Origin of the sequence: Seongchinamella unica, from assembly GCF_004354085.1 — a bacterium.
Taxonomy (GTDB): Bacteria; Pseudomonadota; Gammaproteobacteria; order Pseudomonadales; family Halieaceae; genus Halioglobus; species Halioglobus unicus.
Window position 1 is genome coordinate 1 of record NZ_SMSE01000003.1, and the last position, 14,994, is coordinate 14,994.

A 14,994-nucleotide genomic window follows, 5' to 3' on the forward strand; every position below is an offset into this window, starting at 1 on the left:
CAATTCGAAATCAATGTTCCATAAAACTATGAATCAATGGTCACTTGTTGTGTCTGAATAGTCGTGATCAACTATCCCAACAAGTGCCCACACATCTGTCTTCGTCTTCTTGTTAAGCAACACTCAAACCGCCAGGGTTTTGAGTTTTCGGTGAGGGGCTCCCCCAACCGAGGATGCGCATTATACGGATCGTTTCCGCCCCCGCAAGGGCTTTCGGAAAAATATTTCAGGTTTTTTACAGGGCCTGGAAAGCTGCCTGTTTTTCGACCTGAAACCGCCTGTTCAGGCCCGTCTCCGCATTACATCAAAGCGGCGCGGACTATACACGCGCAGTCGCCACAGAAGCAACAGGAAAAGTAAAATACCGTAGGCCAGGGGCTCGCCCAGATCAGATCGCACCTGCCAGGCCAGGTGCAGGCAGGCGAAAACGCCGGCGACGTATACCGCCCGGTGCAATTTGCGCCAGTTTCGGCCCAGTTTACGCTGCATGGCACGGGTAGAGGTCACCGCCAGGGGCAGCATCAACAACCAGGCCAGCGACCCTGCGGCGATATAGGGTCGCTCGGCGAGTTCCTCCAGCAATATGGCCCCCGACCAGCCCAGGTAAAAGTGGCTGAAAGTCACCAGGTGCAGGGTGGCGTAAAAGAACGCATAAAGACCCAGCATTCGGCGCAAGCTCAGCGGCCAGCGCCAACCCAGCAATTCCCTTACCGGCGAGACCGCCAGAGCCAGCAGCAGCAAGCGCAGCGCCCACTCGCCGCTGGCATGCATAATCGCCTCTGCCGGGTCGGGTCCCAGGCTGTTCCCAGCCGCCCCGAACACCAATCCGCCAAAGGGTAGCAGGCACGCCACAAACACCGCCGGCTTCAGCAGGCTACTCATCAGTAATACTTGCGCAGGTCCATGCCGGCATAGAGGTCTGCTACCTGCTCCTCATAGCCATTGAACATGCGGGTCTTGATTCGGTTGGGCTGCAGCAGCGTCGAGGGCAACCTGCGCTCATACTGCTGGCTCCAGCGAGGGTGATCCACCTGCGGATTCACGTTGGAGTAAAAACCATACTCACGGGGATTGGTCATCTGCCAGGAGGTTTGCGGTTGCTGTTCACTAAGGCGGATCCGCACCACGGACTTGATGCTCTTGAAACCGTACTTCCAGGGCACCACCAGGCGAACAGGCGCGCCATTCTGGTTGGGCAGCGTCTTGCCGTACATGCCAACCGCCATGATGGTCAGCGGGTGCATGGCCTCATCGATGCGCAAGCCTTCCCGGTAGGGCCAGTCGATGGTACTGGTAAAAGAGCGGGTGCCGCGCATTTCTGCGGGCCGGTGCAGGGTTTCGAAGGCCACGTAGCGGGCCTTGCTGGTGGGCTCGAAATCATCCAGCAAGGCCGCCAGCGGAAAACCGACCCAGGGTACCACCATGGACCAGGCTTCCACACAGCGTAAACGGTACACTCGTTCCTCCAGCGGGTAACGCTTGTACAAATCCTCCAGATAAAGCTTCCCTGGCCTGGCGACTTCTCCCTCGACGTCGATGCTCCACGGATCCACGCTCATTTCGTGGGCATACCGGGCGGGGTCGCCCTTGCCGGTGCCGAACTCATAGAAGTTGCAGTAAGACGCCACGTCATCAAAGGGCGCGCGGTCTTCGTCGGTGCTGAAGGCAGGCCGCCCCTGCTCTGCCGGACGGTATTCGAGGGGTTTACCTCCCGTTGTCACAGCGGCACTGAGGCTGGCGCTGAATGTCCCCAGCGCCGGCGCCGCCAGCAGTCCGGCGGCCTTGATAAACTGCCGGCGGCGCAGGTAGACCGACTCCGGGGTTATCTCCGAGGAGGGAACAGAGGGAACCTTGAATCTTGCCATCGGACTGAAAGCCTGTATTTCTCACCTGTTACTGAGAGCACAGCGCTGTCGAATGGTTCCCGCCTGGAGCAACAGGGCCGGCCCCAATCGTGTCAGGGTGAATGCTTTCTGCGCCGGCCCAGTGCCATATTGACCGGCCCGGAAATGGCGTAGGCCAGTGAGGCCAGGAGCAGGATCAGCGGCGGATCGAGAGTGACCAGACCGAATACCAGCACCATGATGATCATTACCACGAAGGGCACCCTTCCGTGGAGATCAATGCCCTTGAAACTGTTGTAGGGGAAATTGGCAATCATCAGGATACCGATGATGGCGGTAAGGCAGGCCAGGAGCACCGCCACTTCTACCGGCAGATCCGTGCCAACCAGGCCCATGTCACTGCAGACCCAGACCGCGCTGACAATAACACAGGCCGCGGACGGGCTCGCCAGGCCGGTAAAGAAATTCCTGTCGGCGATGTCGATCTGGGTATTGAAACGGGCCAGGCGCAGGGCGGCACAGGCAACATAGATAAACGCAGCACTCCAGCCAAACTTGCCCAGGTCGCCCAGGGCGAAGCTGAACATCACCAGCGCCGGGGCTACACCGAAGGACACCATATCGGCAAGGCTGTCGTACTCTGCGCCAAACTTGCTCTGGGTATTGGTCAGGCGAGCGATGCGTCCGTCCAGGCCGTCGAGCACCAGAGCGGCAAGGATGGCGATGGGAGCAGATTCAAAGTCGCCGCGCAGGGCGGCTATCACCGCATAAAAGCCGGCGAAAAGTCCACCGGTAGTGAACAGGTTGGGTAACAGGAAAATACCCTGGCGGCGCACCGGCTTGCCATTTTCGGACACCTCCTCCTCGTGTTCGTCCACCAGTATTTCCAGCGGCGCGGACACTCCCGGAGCCACGGAAGGCCTGTCTGTCTCTTGCTTGTTCGCTTCCTGCTCGTCCATCATTGTCGTTCCGGTCCGAATTTGCTGCCTATTGTATCAAACCGGGTCAGGGTAGGTCTGCCCGGCCACTTCCCAGAGCGCACGCACCAGCGGGCTGGCGAGTCGCTGGCGCAGGGCGGCAAGACCGATGGAAAGTGAGGGCAGCCCCTGCTCCAGCGAAATGGTATCGACACCGCTGCCCAGGCCACTGGATTCGATCACCAGTTGCGGGGCGATGCCGATCCCCAACCCCAGGCTGACCATGGCGACAATGGCCTCGTGGCCCGCGACCTGGGCATAGATTTGCGGACGCACATCACGCTCGCGCAGCCAATCATCCAGCAGCTCCTTGGTCGTTCCCCGCTCCGGCACAATCAGCGGCAGGGCCTCCCAGTCGATACGACCGTCATCCTGGCTGGCAAGTACCCGCTCCCGCACCTGGCAATTGGAAGCGGGCATACAAAACTGCAGGGGAGACTCCACCAGAGGAAGGTACTCAAGCCGCGGAGGTACATTGAGCGGGCAAATGGTTACCGCGAGGTCGTCCTGCCCTTCCAGCACCCTGCCGATACCGTCCGCCTGATCGCCCGTATGCATCATGATTTCCAGCGAGGGGTGGGTACCGCGCAGGGCAGCCAGTATCGGCGCCAGCAGGGTGTAGGTGGCGGTCACCGAACAGTACAGACTGACCTCGCCAGCCAGCTCTCCGCCACTGCCCAGTTTACGCTGCAACTGCTGCCAGTCGGCCAGGGAGCGCCGGGCATATTCCCGGAACTCGTTCCCGGCCCGGGTCAGGGTCACCCGGCGCCGGTCCCGCTCGAACAGGGGCTGGCCCACCTCCTGTTCCAGTCGCGCTACGGTGCGACTTACCGCCGACACGCTCATATGGAGGGCTTGCCCGCTACGGCTGAAATTCAGGGTCTCGGCAACGGAGAGAAAAACGGAGAGTGCTCGCGTGTCCATGGCTGATCTTCATTGCTATTATCGCAACACAGTATCTCTTTAATAGCGTTTTACGCAAGCGAAGTATTGCCGTATTGTTCCCTCCCTGAATCATCAAACCCCGGAGGAACATCACATGGGCCAGAATTACTTCAACACCCTTCCCCTGCGCCTGCAGCTGGAAGAACTGGGCAAGTGCCGCTTTATGGACCGCAGCGAATTCGCCGATGGCTGCAACTACCTAAAGGGCAAGAAAATCGTCATCGTCGGCTGTGGCGCCCAGGGCCTGAACCAGGGCCTGAACCTGCGGGATTCCGGCCTTGACGTCTCCTACGCCCTGCGCGAGAGCGCCATCGTTGAACAACGCCAGTCCTGGAAAAACGCCACCGAGAATGGCTTTACGGTTGGCACTTATGAAGAGCTGATCCCCACGGCCGACGTGGTCATGAACCTCACCCCGGACAAGCAGCACACCAGTGTGGTCAACGCGATTATGCCGCTGATGAAGGAAGGCGCCTGCCTGGACTACGCCCACGGTTTCAATCTGGTAGAAGAAGGGATGCAGATCCGCAAAGACATCACCGTGGTGATGATGTGCCCCAAGTGCCCCGGTACCGAGGTACGGGAAGAGTACAAGCGCGGCTTCGGCGTGCCCACCCTGATTGCCGTACACCGTGAGAACGACCCCAAAGGCGAAGGCATGGATATCGCCAAGGCCCTGGCCTCTGGTACCGGCGGCGACCGCGCCGGGGTACTGGAATCCTCCCCGATTGCGGAAGTGAAGTCCGACCTGATGGGCGAGCAGACGATCCTCTGCGGCATGCTGCAAACCGGCGCCATTCTGTCCTTCGACAAAATGGTCGAAAAAGGCATCGATCCCGGTTATGCCTCCAAGCTGATCCAGTACGGCTGGGAAACCGTGACCGAGGGCCTCAAGCACGGCGGCATCACCAACATGATGGATCGCCTGTCCAATCCCGCCAAGGTACGCGCTTTCCACCTGGCAGAGGAACTGAAGGACATCATGCGCCCCCTGTACGAGAAGCACCAGGACGACATCATGTCCGGCGAATTCTCCAGCACCATGATGGCAGACTGGGCCAATGATGACGCCAACCTGCTGAAGTGGCGCGCCGCCACCCAGGAAACCGCGTTCGAGAATGCCGAGAACACCGACCAGGATATTTCCGAGCAGGAATACTACGACCACGGCATTCTACTGATCGCCATGTGCAAGGCCGGCGTTGAACTGGCATTCGAGGTCATGGTTCAGGCAGGCATCAAGGAAGAATCTGCCTACTATGAGTCACTGCACGAGACGCCGCTGATCGCCAACACCATCGCCCGCAAAAAGCTGTACGAAATGAACGTGGTGATCTCCGATACCGCCGAGTATGGCTGCTACCTGTTCGACCACGCCTGCCGTCCGCTGCTCAAGGACTTTATGGAGAAGGTCGACACCGACGTCATCGGCAAGGGTATCGGCGGTGACAACGGGGTCGATAACATGGAACTGATTGCCGTAAACCGCGCTATTCGCAACCACCCGGTTGAGATCATTGGTGAGGAACTGCGGGGTTACATGACGGCGATGAAGAAGATTGTGTGATCTTCACTCGCTGGAATGAGACGGGGGCCTGACGGCCCCTTTTTTGTCTGTCTCGATCCGTCTTCCCCGCTTGGCCTACCCCGTCTTCCCCGCTTGGCCTACCCCGTCATCCCCGCTTGTCCTGCCCCGTCTTCCCCGCTTGTCCTGCCCCGTCTTCCCCGCTTGTCCTGCCCCGTCTTCCCCGCGCAGGCGGGGATCCAGCTGCCCCGGTGACGGTGCTAGTGCTGAACGTCTCTGGATTCCCGCCTGCGCGGGAATGACGGGACTGGTGGATTGCTGCGCAAGCGGGAATGACGGGACTGGTGGATTGCTGCGCAAGCGGGAATGACGGGACTGGTGGATTTCTGCACAAGCGGGAATGAGGGGACTGGTGGATTTCTGCACAAGCGGGAATGACGGGACTGGTGGATTTCTGCACAAGCGGAAATGACGGGACTGATGGGTTTTTGCGCAAGCGGGGATGACGGGAGTGGGGGATTCCTGGAGCGTCAGCCAGTGCGTTTACGGGAATGTATCCCGGCCTTCGCCGGGATGACATATCGGGGCCGGGATGACATATTGGGCCGGAATGACATCAGACTGTCGGCGGCCGGGATGGACGACGTCGACTACAGGCTCAGCACCTTCTCGCCACGGGAAATCCCCGCCACACCGGAGCGCACCACTTCCAGAATATCCACGTCGGTCATGGCGGCGACAAAGGAGTCGAGTTTGTCAGAGGTACCCACCAGTTGGATGGTGTAAACGTTGGGTCCCACGTCGACAATCTGCCCACGGAAAATATCCGTGGTGCGTTTCACCTCATCCCTGGCGATGCCGCTGGCGCGAACCTTGATGAGCATGAGGTCGCGCTCCACGTGGGCGCCCTCGGACAAATCCACCACCTTGACCACATCCACCAGCTTGTTGAGCTGCTTGGTCACCTGTTCGATATGCAGGTCGTCGCCTTTGGTAGTCAGCGTCAGGCGAGACAGGGTCGGGTCGTCTGTTGCCGCCACGTTGAGGGTTTCGATGTTGTAGCCACGCTGGGAAAACAGGCCGACGACCCGTGACAGCGCACCCGGCTCGTTTTCCATGAGCATCGATAATATGCGTCTCATCATCAGGTCCTCTCGTTCTTGGAAAGCCACATGTCTTTCATGGAGCCATTGGGGGCAATGTGCATGGGATACACGTGTTCCATCCGGTCGATGAGGACATCCACAAACACCGTGCGGTCCTTGAGGGCGAAGGCCTCATCCATCGCAGCGTCCAGGTCTTCCAGCTTGTCCACCTGGATACCCACGTGCCCGTAGGCCTCCATGAGCTTGACGAAGTCCGGCAGGGAATCGGCATAGGTCACCTGGGAGTAACGGCTCTCGTACTGCATGTCCTGCCACTGTTTCACCATGCCCAGGTAGTTGTTGCGCAGGTTGATCACCTTGACCGGTGTCTTGTAGTGGGTTGCGGTGGATAGCTCCTGAATATTCATCTGGATGCTTCCTTCGCCGGTGACACAGGCCACATCGGCGTCGGGGAAGGCCAGCTTCACACCGATGGCGGCGGGCAGGCCGAAACCCATGGTGCCCAGACCGCCGGAGTTGATCCAGCGGCGCGGCTTGTCGAAGCGGTAGTACTGGGCGGCAAACATCTGGTGCTGGCCCACGTCGGAGGTAACGTAGGCGTCACCATCCGTTGCCCGGTAAAGGCTCTCGATGACCTGTTGCGGCATGATCATATCGCTCTCGCGATAACGGCGACCGGTGAGCAGGCCGTGGGAGGCGCGCCATTCGTCGATCTGCTTCCACCAGCGTTCCAGAGCAGCCGAGTCCGGCAAGTCGCCGTCTTTTTGCTGGATCTGCTCGATCTGGGAGAGCATTTCAGTGAGCACCGACTGCACCGGGCCAACGATTGGAATGTCAGCCTGCACCGTCTTGGAAATGGAGGCCGGGTCCACATCGATATGGATAATCTTGGCACCGGGGCAGAACTTGCTAACGGTGTTGGTCACCCGGTCATCAAAGCGGGCACCGACAGCCAGGATGACATCGGCATGGTGCATGGCCATGTTGGCCTCATAGAAACCGTGCATACCCAGCATACCGAGGAACTGGCGGTCGGAGCCGGGATACGCGCCCAGTCCCATCAGTGTATTGGTCACCGGGTAATTGAGATCCTGGGCCAGGCGGGTGAGCAGGTCACTACCCTCCCCCTGGATCACACCGCCGCCGGCATATATCACCGGGCGCTTGGCGGCCAGCAGCATGCGCGCCGCTTTCTTGATCTGCCCGGTATGGCCGCGCTGGGCCGGTGCGTAGGAGCGCAGCTTTACCGACTCCGGGTAATGGTACTCGAACTTTTCATCCGGGCGGGTAATATCCTTGGGGATATCGATCACCACCGGGCCGGGGCGTCCGGTGGCGGCAATATGAAACGCCTTCTTGATGGTCGCCGGAATCTCTTCGGCGTTCTTCACCATAAAGCTGTGCTTCACAATGGGCCGGGAGATACCGATCATATCGGTCTCCTGGAAGGCGTCCTCGCCAATCAGGTGGCTCTGTACCTGGCCGGAGAACACCACCAGGGGAATCGAATCCATGTAGGCGGTGGCTATACCGGTAATGGCATTGGTGGCGCCGGGTCCCGAGGTCACCAGCACCACGCCGGGCTTACCGGTGGCACGGGCGTAGGCATCCGCCGCATGGGTAGCCGCCTGTTCATGGCGCACCAGGATGTGCGGCACCTTACAGTCCTTGAACAGTGCGTCGTATATATGTAGTACCGCGCCCCCCGGGTAGCCGAAAACGTATTCAACGCCTTCGTCTTCCAGTGCGCGAGCGATCATTTCACCGCCGGATAACAATTCCACAGCAAATCTCCTAAAGCGCCCGACGCGTAACCCTCGCCGGTGCGAATCTTCAGATTGTGTGGTCGTTGCGAGAACGAATACCTGAGACCGGTATTCGGCAGGCCACGCCACCCCCTTTGTCGAGCTCGATACACTTCGCAATCCGTCCCCGGGAGGGACGCTCCTTCAGGGAAAAATCGATCACGAACCCGTGTATCGGTCGCCCTGCGGGGTAGCGCAGTGTCTGGCCCTCAACCTGGCCAGTGCGGCCCAGATTGAATACGGGACTCACAAACAGCTGGAATGAATAATCGGATCAAGCCAGTAGACCAGAGGCCGAGGGTACTCGACGTTAGCCGTTGCCATTTGCAAGACGGGGCAATCTTGGCAGAAAGTAGGCCAAAGTCAACCGTGGCGGGGGGGCATGTGACTTTCACCACATTTTGCAACATTGCCGTATTGCCAGCTGTGGTTTACTTTTATACTGATGATTCCTATAAAAATTAGGGAGTTAGGTCTTGAGCAAGCGCATATCAGGGGCAGCGGCAATAATCGCGGCTCTCATACTGACCAGCATGAATGTGGCAGCAGACACCACGTTCTACCGCTGGAAGGACAGCGAAGGAAACATGGTAATGAGTGACCGGCCGCCACCTGCGGGGACGGACTATGAAGCGGTGGGAACGGAATCCAGTGTGGTCAGGCGGGTTGACGGGGCGGACCCGGTGGAACCCAGGCCTCGCCCGCAAGCTCCAGAAAAGATCAAACCAAAAAAGACTATCATTAAGAAAAACCCGGAATACTGTAAAAACGCACGAACGAATCTGCAGCTTCTGGAGAGGCCACGAATTCGGATCATAGACGACACCGGCGAGAACCGCTTCATGACAGAAGAGGAAAAGGCAGAGGAGCGTCAGAAAGCCATGGAAATCGTTGAAATACATTGCGAGTGAGCTATTCACGGAGACCATATATGACCCGTTCAAAAAGAACTTTCATACTGGCGACTATTTTCGCCAGTACTTTAGTTTCAAGCGTTGCTGTTTGCGGGACGGTTCACTATCGATGGATAGATGATCGCGGCAACCCGGTTCACAGCGACCGCCCGCCGCCCAAGGGAATTGACTACGAGGTTATCACCACCGGTTCCGGCCTCAAGCGAGTAGTATCCGGCGACCAGGGCGCCGTGCCGCCGGAGGTCAAGCCCCGGGTGGGAAACGAGTTCACTCAAGTGGATGAAGAAGAGGCCCGGCGCTCAAAGAAAAACCCGGAACTTTGTAGCCGGGCCAAAACCAACCTGGAAGCCCTGACCGGCAACGCCAAGGTGAGGATTCGTGACGACCAGGGAGAGGAACGCTTCCTGACGGAAGAAGAAGTAATTGTCGAGCGAGAAAAGGCGAAGGCCCAGGTTAGCGTTTATTGCCCTTGAATTACAGCATTACCGTCAGGGACAGGAACTCGGCGTGGTGCGTGTGACATTACTTCGCCCGGTGATACTGATTGAAACCTGCCGACCCTGATAGCCGAGAGATGGGGTATGGCGACAGAGATTGAAAGTTGTCGAAACCCCAGCATAGCCTGTGGAGTCAAAGGTCAAAGTATGCGCGCCACCACTCTCCGTCATGGAAAAGCCGGTTTCTAAACCGGGATATTCCCTGATCACAACATTGTTCGGGTCGGTAACGATCCAACCCTGCGCCCACCCACCGCTGGTGGCGCAAGTAAGCCAATCCGCTGAAGCGCACAGGCGTACATTGGTATTTCGCTTGATGGCCTCCCCCCGGGCAGTGTATATACCGGCCACGAACTCATTGACGTAATTGGTCAGCCGTGTGGCGAGGGTCAGGTTACGAAAACCCGGCAAAGCCACCCCGAGAATTACCCCGAGGATGACCAGCACGATCATTAATTCCATCAATGTGAAGCCCCGGACTCGCTCCCGGGACCTGGTTACCTCAGGGCATCTGGACATAGCTCGCATCATTTATCTATTTTCCAATACACACGACTCTTGCCCTGGGTCCAGTTAATACCACTGGTCACCTCGCTGCCGCCAATGGCCGAGTTCTCACCACCGCAGCCGATACAAAAAGGCACCGTGGTGCCGTCATCCAGGATTACATTGCCGGCCACTGGTGTAGGCACCAGACCACCACCAACTATGTTTATAAGGTCGCCTTCTCCATCGGTGTAATCCACGTTGTAAGTGGTCGCCGTACCCAAGTCAGAATCACACTGTAAAGAGTTTGGGTCCTCTGGAATATGGGTGCTGAAGTTGATTACATCGGCCACGGTCAGCGCGGCTGATACTACCTGTTCGTCGTCGCGCAGAGCCATTTTCCAGCCCTTGTCGCTGACGGTCATACCCGTAGCGAGCGGCGTATTGGGATCGACCGAGGTCAGGGAATCCGCACAGATGGATGACTCGTTACAGGTGGCGCTCTCACTAGTGAGCCATGTGGGATCATTCGGGTCATCGAATAAGGCGTAGAAGTAGTTGGATACTGAACGAGCGGCGCCGTAATCGTAAATTGGCTTCTCCCGATCACCGGAACCGACGAATACGCCAAACCTGCCGCTGGTGGGCATGCGTATCACATCCGGCCCGTAAAGAAACTTCCTGTTGGCACTGCAGGTATCATCAGATTTGTCTCCGCAGCCCAGGTCGGCAATCTTTGTCAATTCCCAGCTTGCCGGCAGGGTAGTGCCGATCGCGGCACCGGCGGGACCGGAAAGACGATAGATATTGCCGCCAGTATCGGCAGCATAGGCGAACTGGATGTTTGGGTCGCTATCGCTAACCGTTACCACTGTAACCGCCCCCGGCACCGCCCGGTCGGTCTGGAACGAGTTGGCGATCGCGCCTGTAGTCGCATGCAGCACGTAAACCCTGTCACCCTCGGTACCCGCACTGCAATCGTGGTTCGCCGGGGTGTTGGGGTCATCTTCATCCTCGCAGGGATCGTACCCGCCACCCATGATCAGGTAGGTATTCCCGCTCTCGTGTTCGGCAACCTGCATCGGCGACCAGGTCTGTCCGACCTCGTCCCAGCCGCTGGCACAGCCCGAGTCATCGCCTATCGGCGTAGTGCAGCCAAGGCGAAACAGCAGCGTGGGGCTGCCGATGGTGGTGATATCGAATCCGTATATGGTACGCCCGCCACGACGCATTGCCGAATAGAGGTAGCGATGATTGCTGACGTCTTTCCAGGCGGTTATGGGACCGTCGGGACCGTAGGGCTTGGCCGCACCGCCGGTACCGGCAGTGGCGCCAGAGGCTGGAAAATTAATCACTGTGGTGTTGTCGTACAGTCGATCCACGTGGGGATAGAATTCAGGCGGCATAAAGGCCCAGTACTCCTCCCCGGCGCTAGTAAAACTCGAAGACGCACTCCGGTTGCCATTGATGGCGCGTAACATACCGTCGTTGGCGCCATAGAACACCACCACGTTCGGATCAGCAGGGTTATTGGCGTAGTCCACGGCGATGGGTTGGGAGTGCACCACATCCAGGTGCAATGAGGGGCGATAATCGCCCGTATTCCCATCACTATCATTGTCCTCATTCTGTATGTCCTCTCCGCGCGCCCAGTTGATCTGGTCATTGGTAAGTACGGCAGTTACAGAGCCATTGTTGGTATCAAAGTTGGTGAGATCAGCTGTTGTACAGGGGCCACCAGTATCCCCGCCACAGAAACTGGAGGGCGTGGTTTTCACCGTGCGGGATACGCTGGCCGTAGCCCAGTTCAGCCCGCCGCGACCAACATAGGCCTGGCCGCCCTTTTCCACCACCGGCCCATCCGGGTAGTTGGACTGGTCAGAACTGGGCACTAACAGGCACTCACCGCGTCGATCCCCCGGGGCCAGATAGGACCAGTAGCTGTCGGTACCGCCGGGCGTCCAGAAACTGCGCGCACATTCGTCGACAAAGCCGGTACCGGAGTCGATTGCGACATCATCATTGGCGTCCAACAGGCGCAGGACATTGGATCCGCTGCCGCTATCGAAGCCCAACTTGTACTGCTTCAGATTACCGAACCAGCGGGGATTACCATTCTCATCGGGGCGGAACTGACCGATGTAGACCTGGTTAACAAAGGTGCTCTGGGCGTTGGAACTGGCGGGTAACGCTACCGAAGCAAACACGGAATTTACAGCCAGTATCTTGCTCAGTGCTGCGTTAACGCATTCGGTGATGTCCGATATTCCGCTGGTGGCATCACAATAGGTACCCCCGGATTCATCCGCCATGCTCTGCAACAGGGCGCTCCAACCCGGCCCCTGCCCGGTCGTTACCTTGTCGACATCAATGGTAAAGGTGGTAATGTCCTCGGGGCTGTTTGCCATAAACCGGGCCCACTCGTCAGCCGGGTTTTTCGCACTGCCGCTAGGGGTAATGGATATTTGCGAGATATCGCCGCCCAGGCTACTGAGTATGCCCTCGCCGCGGCTGATATCCGCGTTATTGTCCTGCGCTGCGCCATTACTGATGAAGATTATGTAGTTTTTGCCACAGTAACCATCTGCTATCGGGCTATTGTAGGGTGACCCTCCCTTGCTGTTGAGAGCATTGCCTGGGAGCGTCCAAACCGCGTTGTCTTCGGTCGTTCCATTGTTGTTCGTCAAATAGTCTGTCTTGACCTTATTGTTACCCGACTGCGGGCCAAGCCCCGCAAAATACAGGTAGGCCTCCATCATGGCCAGGCCGGCCTTGCCCCCGTTGGACCGGTCGTCAAGTATGTCAAAGGACTCTATCAGATCGATGTACTTATCTGTGGTTGTGCCGCTCATATTCCGTATCGCGGCGCGAATATAACCGCCATCGACATTATCGTCATCGCCTCCGGTTTCGGTATACATGAGGATGCCAATATTGATGATGCCATCATCAAGGCTATCGAATATATCCGCCAGCGCAGTTTGTTCCGAATCCCAGATCGCATTGCCGGTAACACTGCTGGTTTGTGCCCAATTCGCCGTGTTGTCGATCACGAACAACACATTGGGAGCGTCAGTTGAGCTGGCAGGCAAGCCCAGGAACAGGTCGATATCCTCGGCCACCGCGATGCCTGCACTCAGCGACAGCATGCCGCCAATAAGGCCCCCGATAATTGATTTCACGATGTTCATAGTACTCTCCTTGCTCTCACGTCGGCTCTTGCAATGCCGATCACGCGGGGCATACCTGATCCTTTTCGATGTCGGTCAGCAGATAGCGCACTCCGTGCACCACACTGACCCTGGTGCCGGACTTCACGTCCGTTGCTACCGCTGTGATTTCCCAAACCGTATTCCAGGCACCGCCCGCGCTGAATCCGGGCAAAGTCACACTGCTGGTAGTGAGCGTATTTGCCAGCGTAGCGCGCACACAGACCGGCACAGCAACATTCACCGCGTAGTCGTTGGTGCCGTCCTGATCTATATCAACGTCCTGTGCCAGTGCCGCCTGGAACGCGAGCAGACCCGCATCCTCGAGAATTTTCTGTTCGATAAGCTTTTCCGCCGCGGCAATCGCTTCGGCGCGAGACTGCACGTTGCCCACGGCTCTCAAGTTGGTGGTACTCATGCGGAACGCCGTCGCAACCAGGATCGTGATCAGCAGCAGCATTATCATGGAAATAAAAATAGTGATTACGCCGCGCTGACGGGCTGGAGATGCATGGTGAATCACGGTGTCTCCCTCCTGGCGGCCACGTTATTGATGCGGACGGTGGTACTGAACACGTGGCGCTTGTAGTTGTCGTTGAACGGACCGACGTTAGTCAGCGTACCCAGGTTGTAGGTTTTGCTGTCGATGTAGCCGGGGCTGGGCTGGTCCGCCCGGACCAGGACGTAGATCTTGGCCGCCACCGTGTTGGTTAGCTGGAATACGGTGCATGGCGTGCCGCTATTACAATGAACGAAAGCGCCATCGGGAATGCCGTCACCACGGTTGGTAGCCACATCCCAGACATCAGGATCCTGCCAGGCGACGGCAGCGTCGTAGTCGAGGGAGTTGAGGGTGGCGCCGCTTTCGGAGACGGTATCGAAACCCAGTTCGACACGGAAGCGGTCGACACCGGGTATTAGTTCCTGGGCGTTCAACTGCCCCGGAGTACCGCCCGACAGGCCATACTCAGAGCGATACAGGCTCGGGATGCCTTGAGCGTTGTTCTTGATAAAATAAATATTCTGCACGAAGCGCAGCTTGGGTGCAATGGTTGAGCAGTCGCGCTCGTAGGTGCTGGTAAACCCCGTGTCACTCAACTGGTAGTAAGGAGGAGCCGATAACTGCGATAAGCAGTTGGACACCTGGAAGTAAACGGGCCCACTGGCATCTGCCGCACAATTGGTACCATCGGCGACGCAGGTATCCGCATGGCGGACTACCAGTACGTCAGTACCGGCCGTGGTCAATTCCCCGGTGAGCAGCGTGTTGCAGTTAGCGCTGGGCGATCCCTCGTAGGCCTGCACCGGGATGCCAATCATGGAGTAGATGATGGGGCCGGTGAGGCTGCCCCAGGAGGCATACGCCAGGCAGGGGTCCGGCACGATGGTCGGCTTGTCAGTTGGCGCTCCCGGCACCATCAAATTATCGAAATCAGGGACATGCGCACCCCAGTACCCGGCGTGGACGATGTCGTTACGCAATTGCTGTATGGCAAAGCGGGCATTCTCTATCTGGCTATTGGTTTTGGCCATCTCCCGGTTGGCGCCCACCACGTCGCCATAAAGTTGGGTCATGGCAGCAACGATAATCAGGCCCAGCGTAGTGGCGATCATCAACTCGATCAGGCTGAGGCCCCGCTGCCGGTTGCTCATCAATCCGCTGTTTGAGCTCACTCGCTTGTTCAT

13 protein-coding genes are annotated in these 14,994 nt (G+C 58.2%); 3 read left to right on the top strand and 10 right to left on the bottom strand.

What is annotated here, in order from left to right; all coding sequences use genetic code 11:
- Positions 1-282: 282 nt before the first annotated feature.
- The 4 genes from E2F43_RS12085 to ilvY form a co-directional block, all read right to left on the bottom strand.
- Complete coding sequence (locus E2F43_RS12085) at positions 283-882, bottom strand: protein-methionine-sulfoxide reductase heme-binding subunit MsrQ (RefSeq protein ID WP_133213067.1); 600 nt, start codon at positions 880-882, stop codon at positions 283-285.
- Positions 882-1,865 (bottom strand): protein-methionine-sulfoxide reductase catalytic subunit MsrP, encoded by a 984-nt coding sequence (msrP, locus tag E2F43_RS12090; RefSeq protein ID WP_133213069.1) that lies wholly within the window; start codon positions 1,863-1,865, stop codon positions 882-884. Before msrP ends, E2F43_RS12085 begins: the two co-directional genes overlap by 1 nt.
- 92 nt (positions 1,866-1,957) lie before the next feature.
- Positions 1,958-2,806, bottom strand: a complete 849-nt coding sequence (gene pssA, locus E2F43_RS12095; RefSeq protein ID WP_420820775.1) for a CDP-diacylglycerol--serine O-phosphatidyltransferase — start codon at positions 2,804-2,806, stop codon at positions 1,958-1,960.
- A gap of 33 nt (positions 2,807-2,839) precedes the next feature.
- On the bottom strand, positions 2,840-3,745 hold the full coding sequence (ilvY, locus tag E2F43_RS12100; protein ID WP_133213071.1) for an HTH-type transcriptional activator IlvY: 906 nt from the start codon (positions 3,743-3,745) through the stop codon (positions 2,840-2,842).
- A gap of 115 nt (positions 3,746-3,860) precedes the next feature.
- Here ilvY and ilvC point away from each other — a divergent pair, with 115 nt between their 5' ends.
- The gene (gene ilvC, locus E2F43_RS12105) at positions 3,861-5,333 is read left to right on the top strand and encodes a ketol-acid reductoisomerase (protein ID WP_133213073.1); all 1,473 of its coding nucleotides are present in this window, start codon (positions 3,861-3,863) and stop codon (positions 5,331-5,333) included.
- Between the two features lie 608 nt (positions 5,334-5,941).
- On the opposite strand, the gene ilvN is transcribed toward ilvC, so the two are convergent.
- Positions 5,942-6,433, bottom strand: a complete 492-nt coding sequence (gene ilvN, locus E2F43_RS12110) for an acetolactate synthase small subunit (protein ID WP_133214277.1) — start codon at positions 6,431-6,433, stop codon at positions 5,942-5,944.
- A 2-nt stretch (positions 6,434-6,435) separates the two neighbouring features.
- Entirely contained in the window at positions 6,436-8,181 is a 1,746-nt protein-coding gene (locus E2F43_RS12115) for an acetolactate synthase 3 large subunit (protein WP_133213075.1), read from the bottom strand.
- Positions 8,182-8,678: 497 nt separating this feature from the next.
- On the opposite strand from E2F43_RS12115, the gene E2F43_RS12120 reads away from it, so the two are divergent.
- Positions 8,679-9,113 (top strand): DUF4124 domain-containing protein, encoded by a 435-nt coding sequence (locus E2F43_RS12120; RefSeq protein ID WP_133213077.1) that lies wholly within the window; start codon positions 8,679-8,681, stop codon positions 9,111-9,113.
- A gap of 20 nt (positions 9,114-9,133) precedes the next feature.
- Positions 9,134-9,589, top strand: a complete 456-nt coding sequence (locus tag E2F43_RS12125; protein WP_133213079.1) for a DUF4124 domain-containing protein — start codon at positions 9,134-9,136, stop codon at positions 9,587-9,589.
- Positions 9,590-9,604: 15 nt separating this feature from the next.
- On the opposite strand, the gene E2F43_RS12130 is transcribed toward E2F43_RS12125, so the two are convergent.
- From E2F43_RS12130 to E2F43_RS12145, 4 genes are all read right to left on the bottom strand, one after another.
- Positions 9,605-10,144 (bottom strand): GspH/FimT family pseudopilin, encoded by a 540-nt coding sequence (locus E2F43_RS12130; RefSeq protein ID WP_133213081.1) that lies wholly within the window; start codon positions 10,142-10,144, stop codon positions 9,605-9,607.
- On the bottom strand, positions 10,141-13,290 hold the full coding sequence (locus E2F43_RS12135) for a pilus assembly protein (protein WP_133213083.1): 3,150 nt from the start codon (positions 13,288-13,290) through the stop codon (positions 10,141-10,143). The genes E2F43_RS12130 and E2F43_RS12135 overlap by 4 nt, the downstream gene beginning before the upstream one ends.
- A 40-nt stretch (positions 13,291-13,330) precedes the next feature.
- Positions 13,331-13,726 carry a hypothetical protein gene (locus E2F43_RS12140; protein ID WP_238946892.1) on the bottom strand — a complete coding sequence of 132 codons (396 nt, stop codon included), beginning with the start codon at positions 13,724-13,726 and terminating at the stop codon, positions 13,331-13,333.
- 101 nt (positions 13,727-13,827) lie between these two features.
- On the bottom strand, positions 13,828-14,994 hold the full coding sequence (locus tag E2F43_RS12145; protein ID WP_133213087.1) for a PilW family protein: 1,167 nt from the start codon (positions 14,992-14,994) through the stop codon (positions 13,828-13,830).

Coding starts and splice junctions, on each gene's coding strand:
- E2F43_RS12145 (WP_133213087.1), bottom strand. CDS start 14,994: ATGAACAAGCGAGTGAGCTCAAACAGCGGATTGATGAGCAACCGGCAG.
- ilvC (WP_133213073.1), top strand. CDS start 3,861: ATGGGCCAGAATTACTTCAACACCCTTCCCCTGCGCCTGCAGCTGGAA.
- ilvN (WP_133214277.1), bottom strand. CDS start 6,433: ATGAGACGCATATTATCGATGCTCATGGAAAACGAGCCGGGTGCGCTG.
- E2F43_RS12085 (WP_133213067.1), bottom strand. CDS start 882: ATGAGTAGCCTGCTGAAGCCGGCGGTGTTTGTGGCGTGCCTGCTACCC.
- ilvY (WP_133213071.1), bottom strand. CDS start 3,745: ATGGACACGCGAGCACTCTCCGTTTTTCTCTCCGTTGCCGAGACCCTG.
- pssA (WP_420820775.1), bottom strand. CDS start 2,806: ATGATGGACGAGCAGGAAGCGAACAAGCAAGAGACAGACAGGCCTTCC.
- E2F43_RS12130 (WP_133213081.1), bottom strand. CDS start 10,144: ATGATGCGAGCTATGTCCAGATGCCCTGAGGTAACCAGGTCCCGGGAG.
- msrP (WP_133213069.1), bottom strand. CDS start 1,865: ATGGCAAGATTCAAGGTTCCCTCTGTTCCCTCCTCGGAGATAACCCCG.
- E2F43_RS12140 (WP_238946892.1), bottom strand. CDS start 13,726: ATGAGTACCACCAACTTGAGAGCCGTGGGCAACGTGCAGTCTCGCGCC.
- E2F43_RS12125 (WP_133213079.1), top strand. CDS start 9,134: ATGACCCGTTCAAAAAGAACTTTCATACTGGCGACTATTTTCGCCAGT.
- E2F43_RS12135 (WP_133213083.1), bottom strand. CDS start 13,290: ATGAACATCGTGAAATCAATTATCGGGGGCCTTATTGGCGGCATGCTG.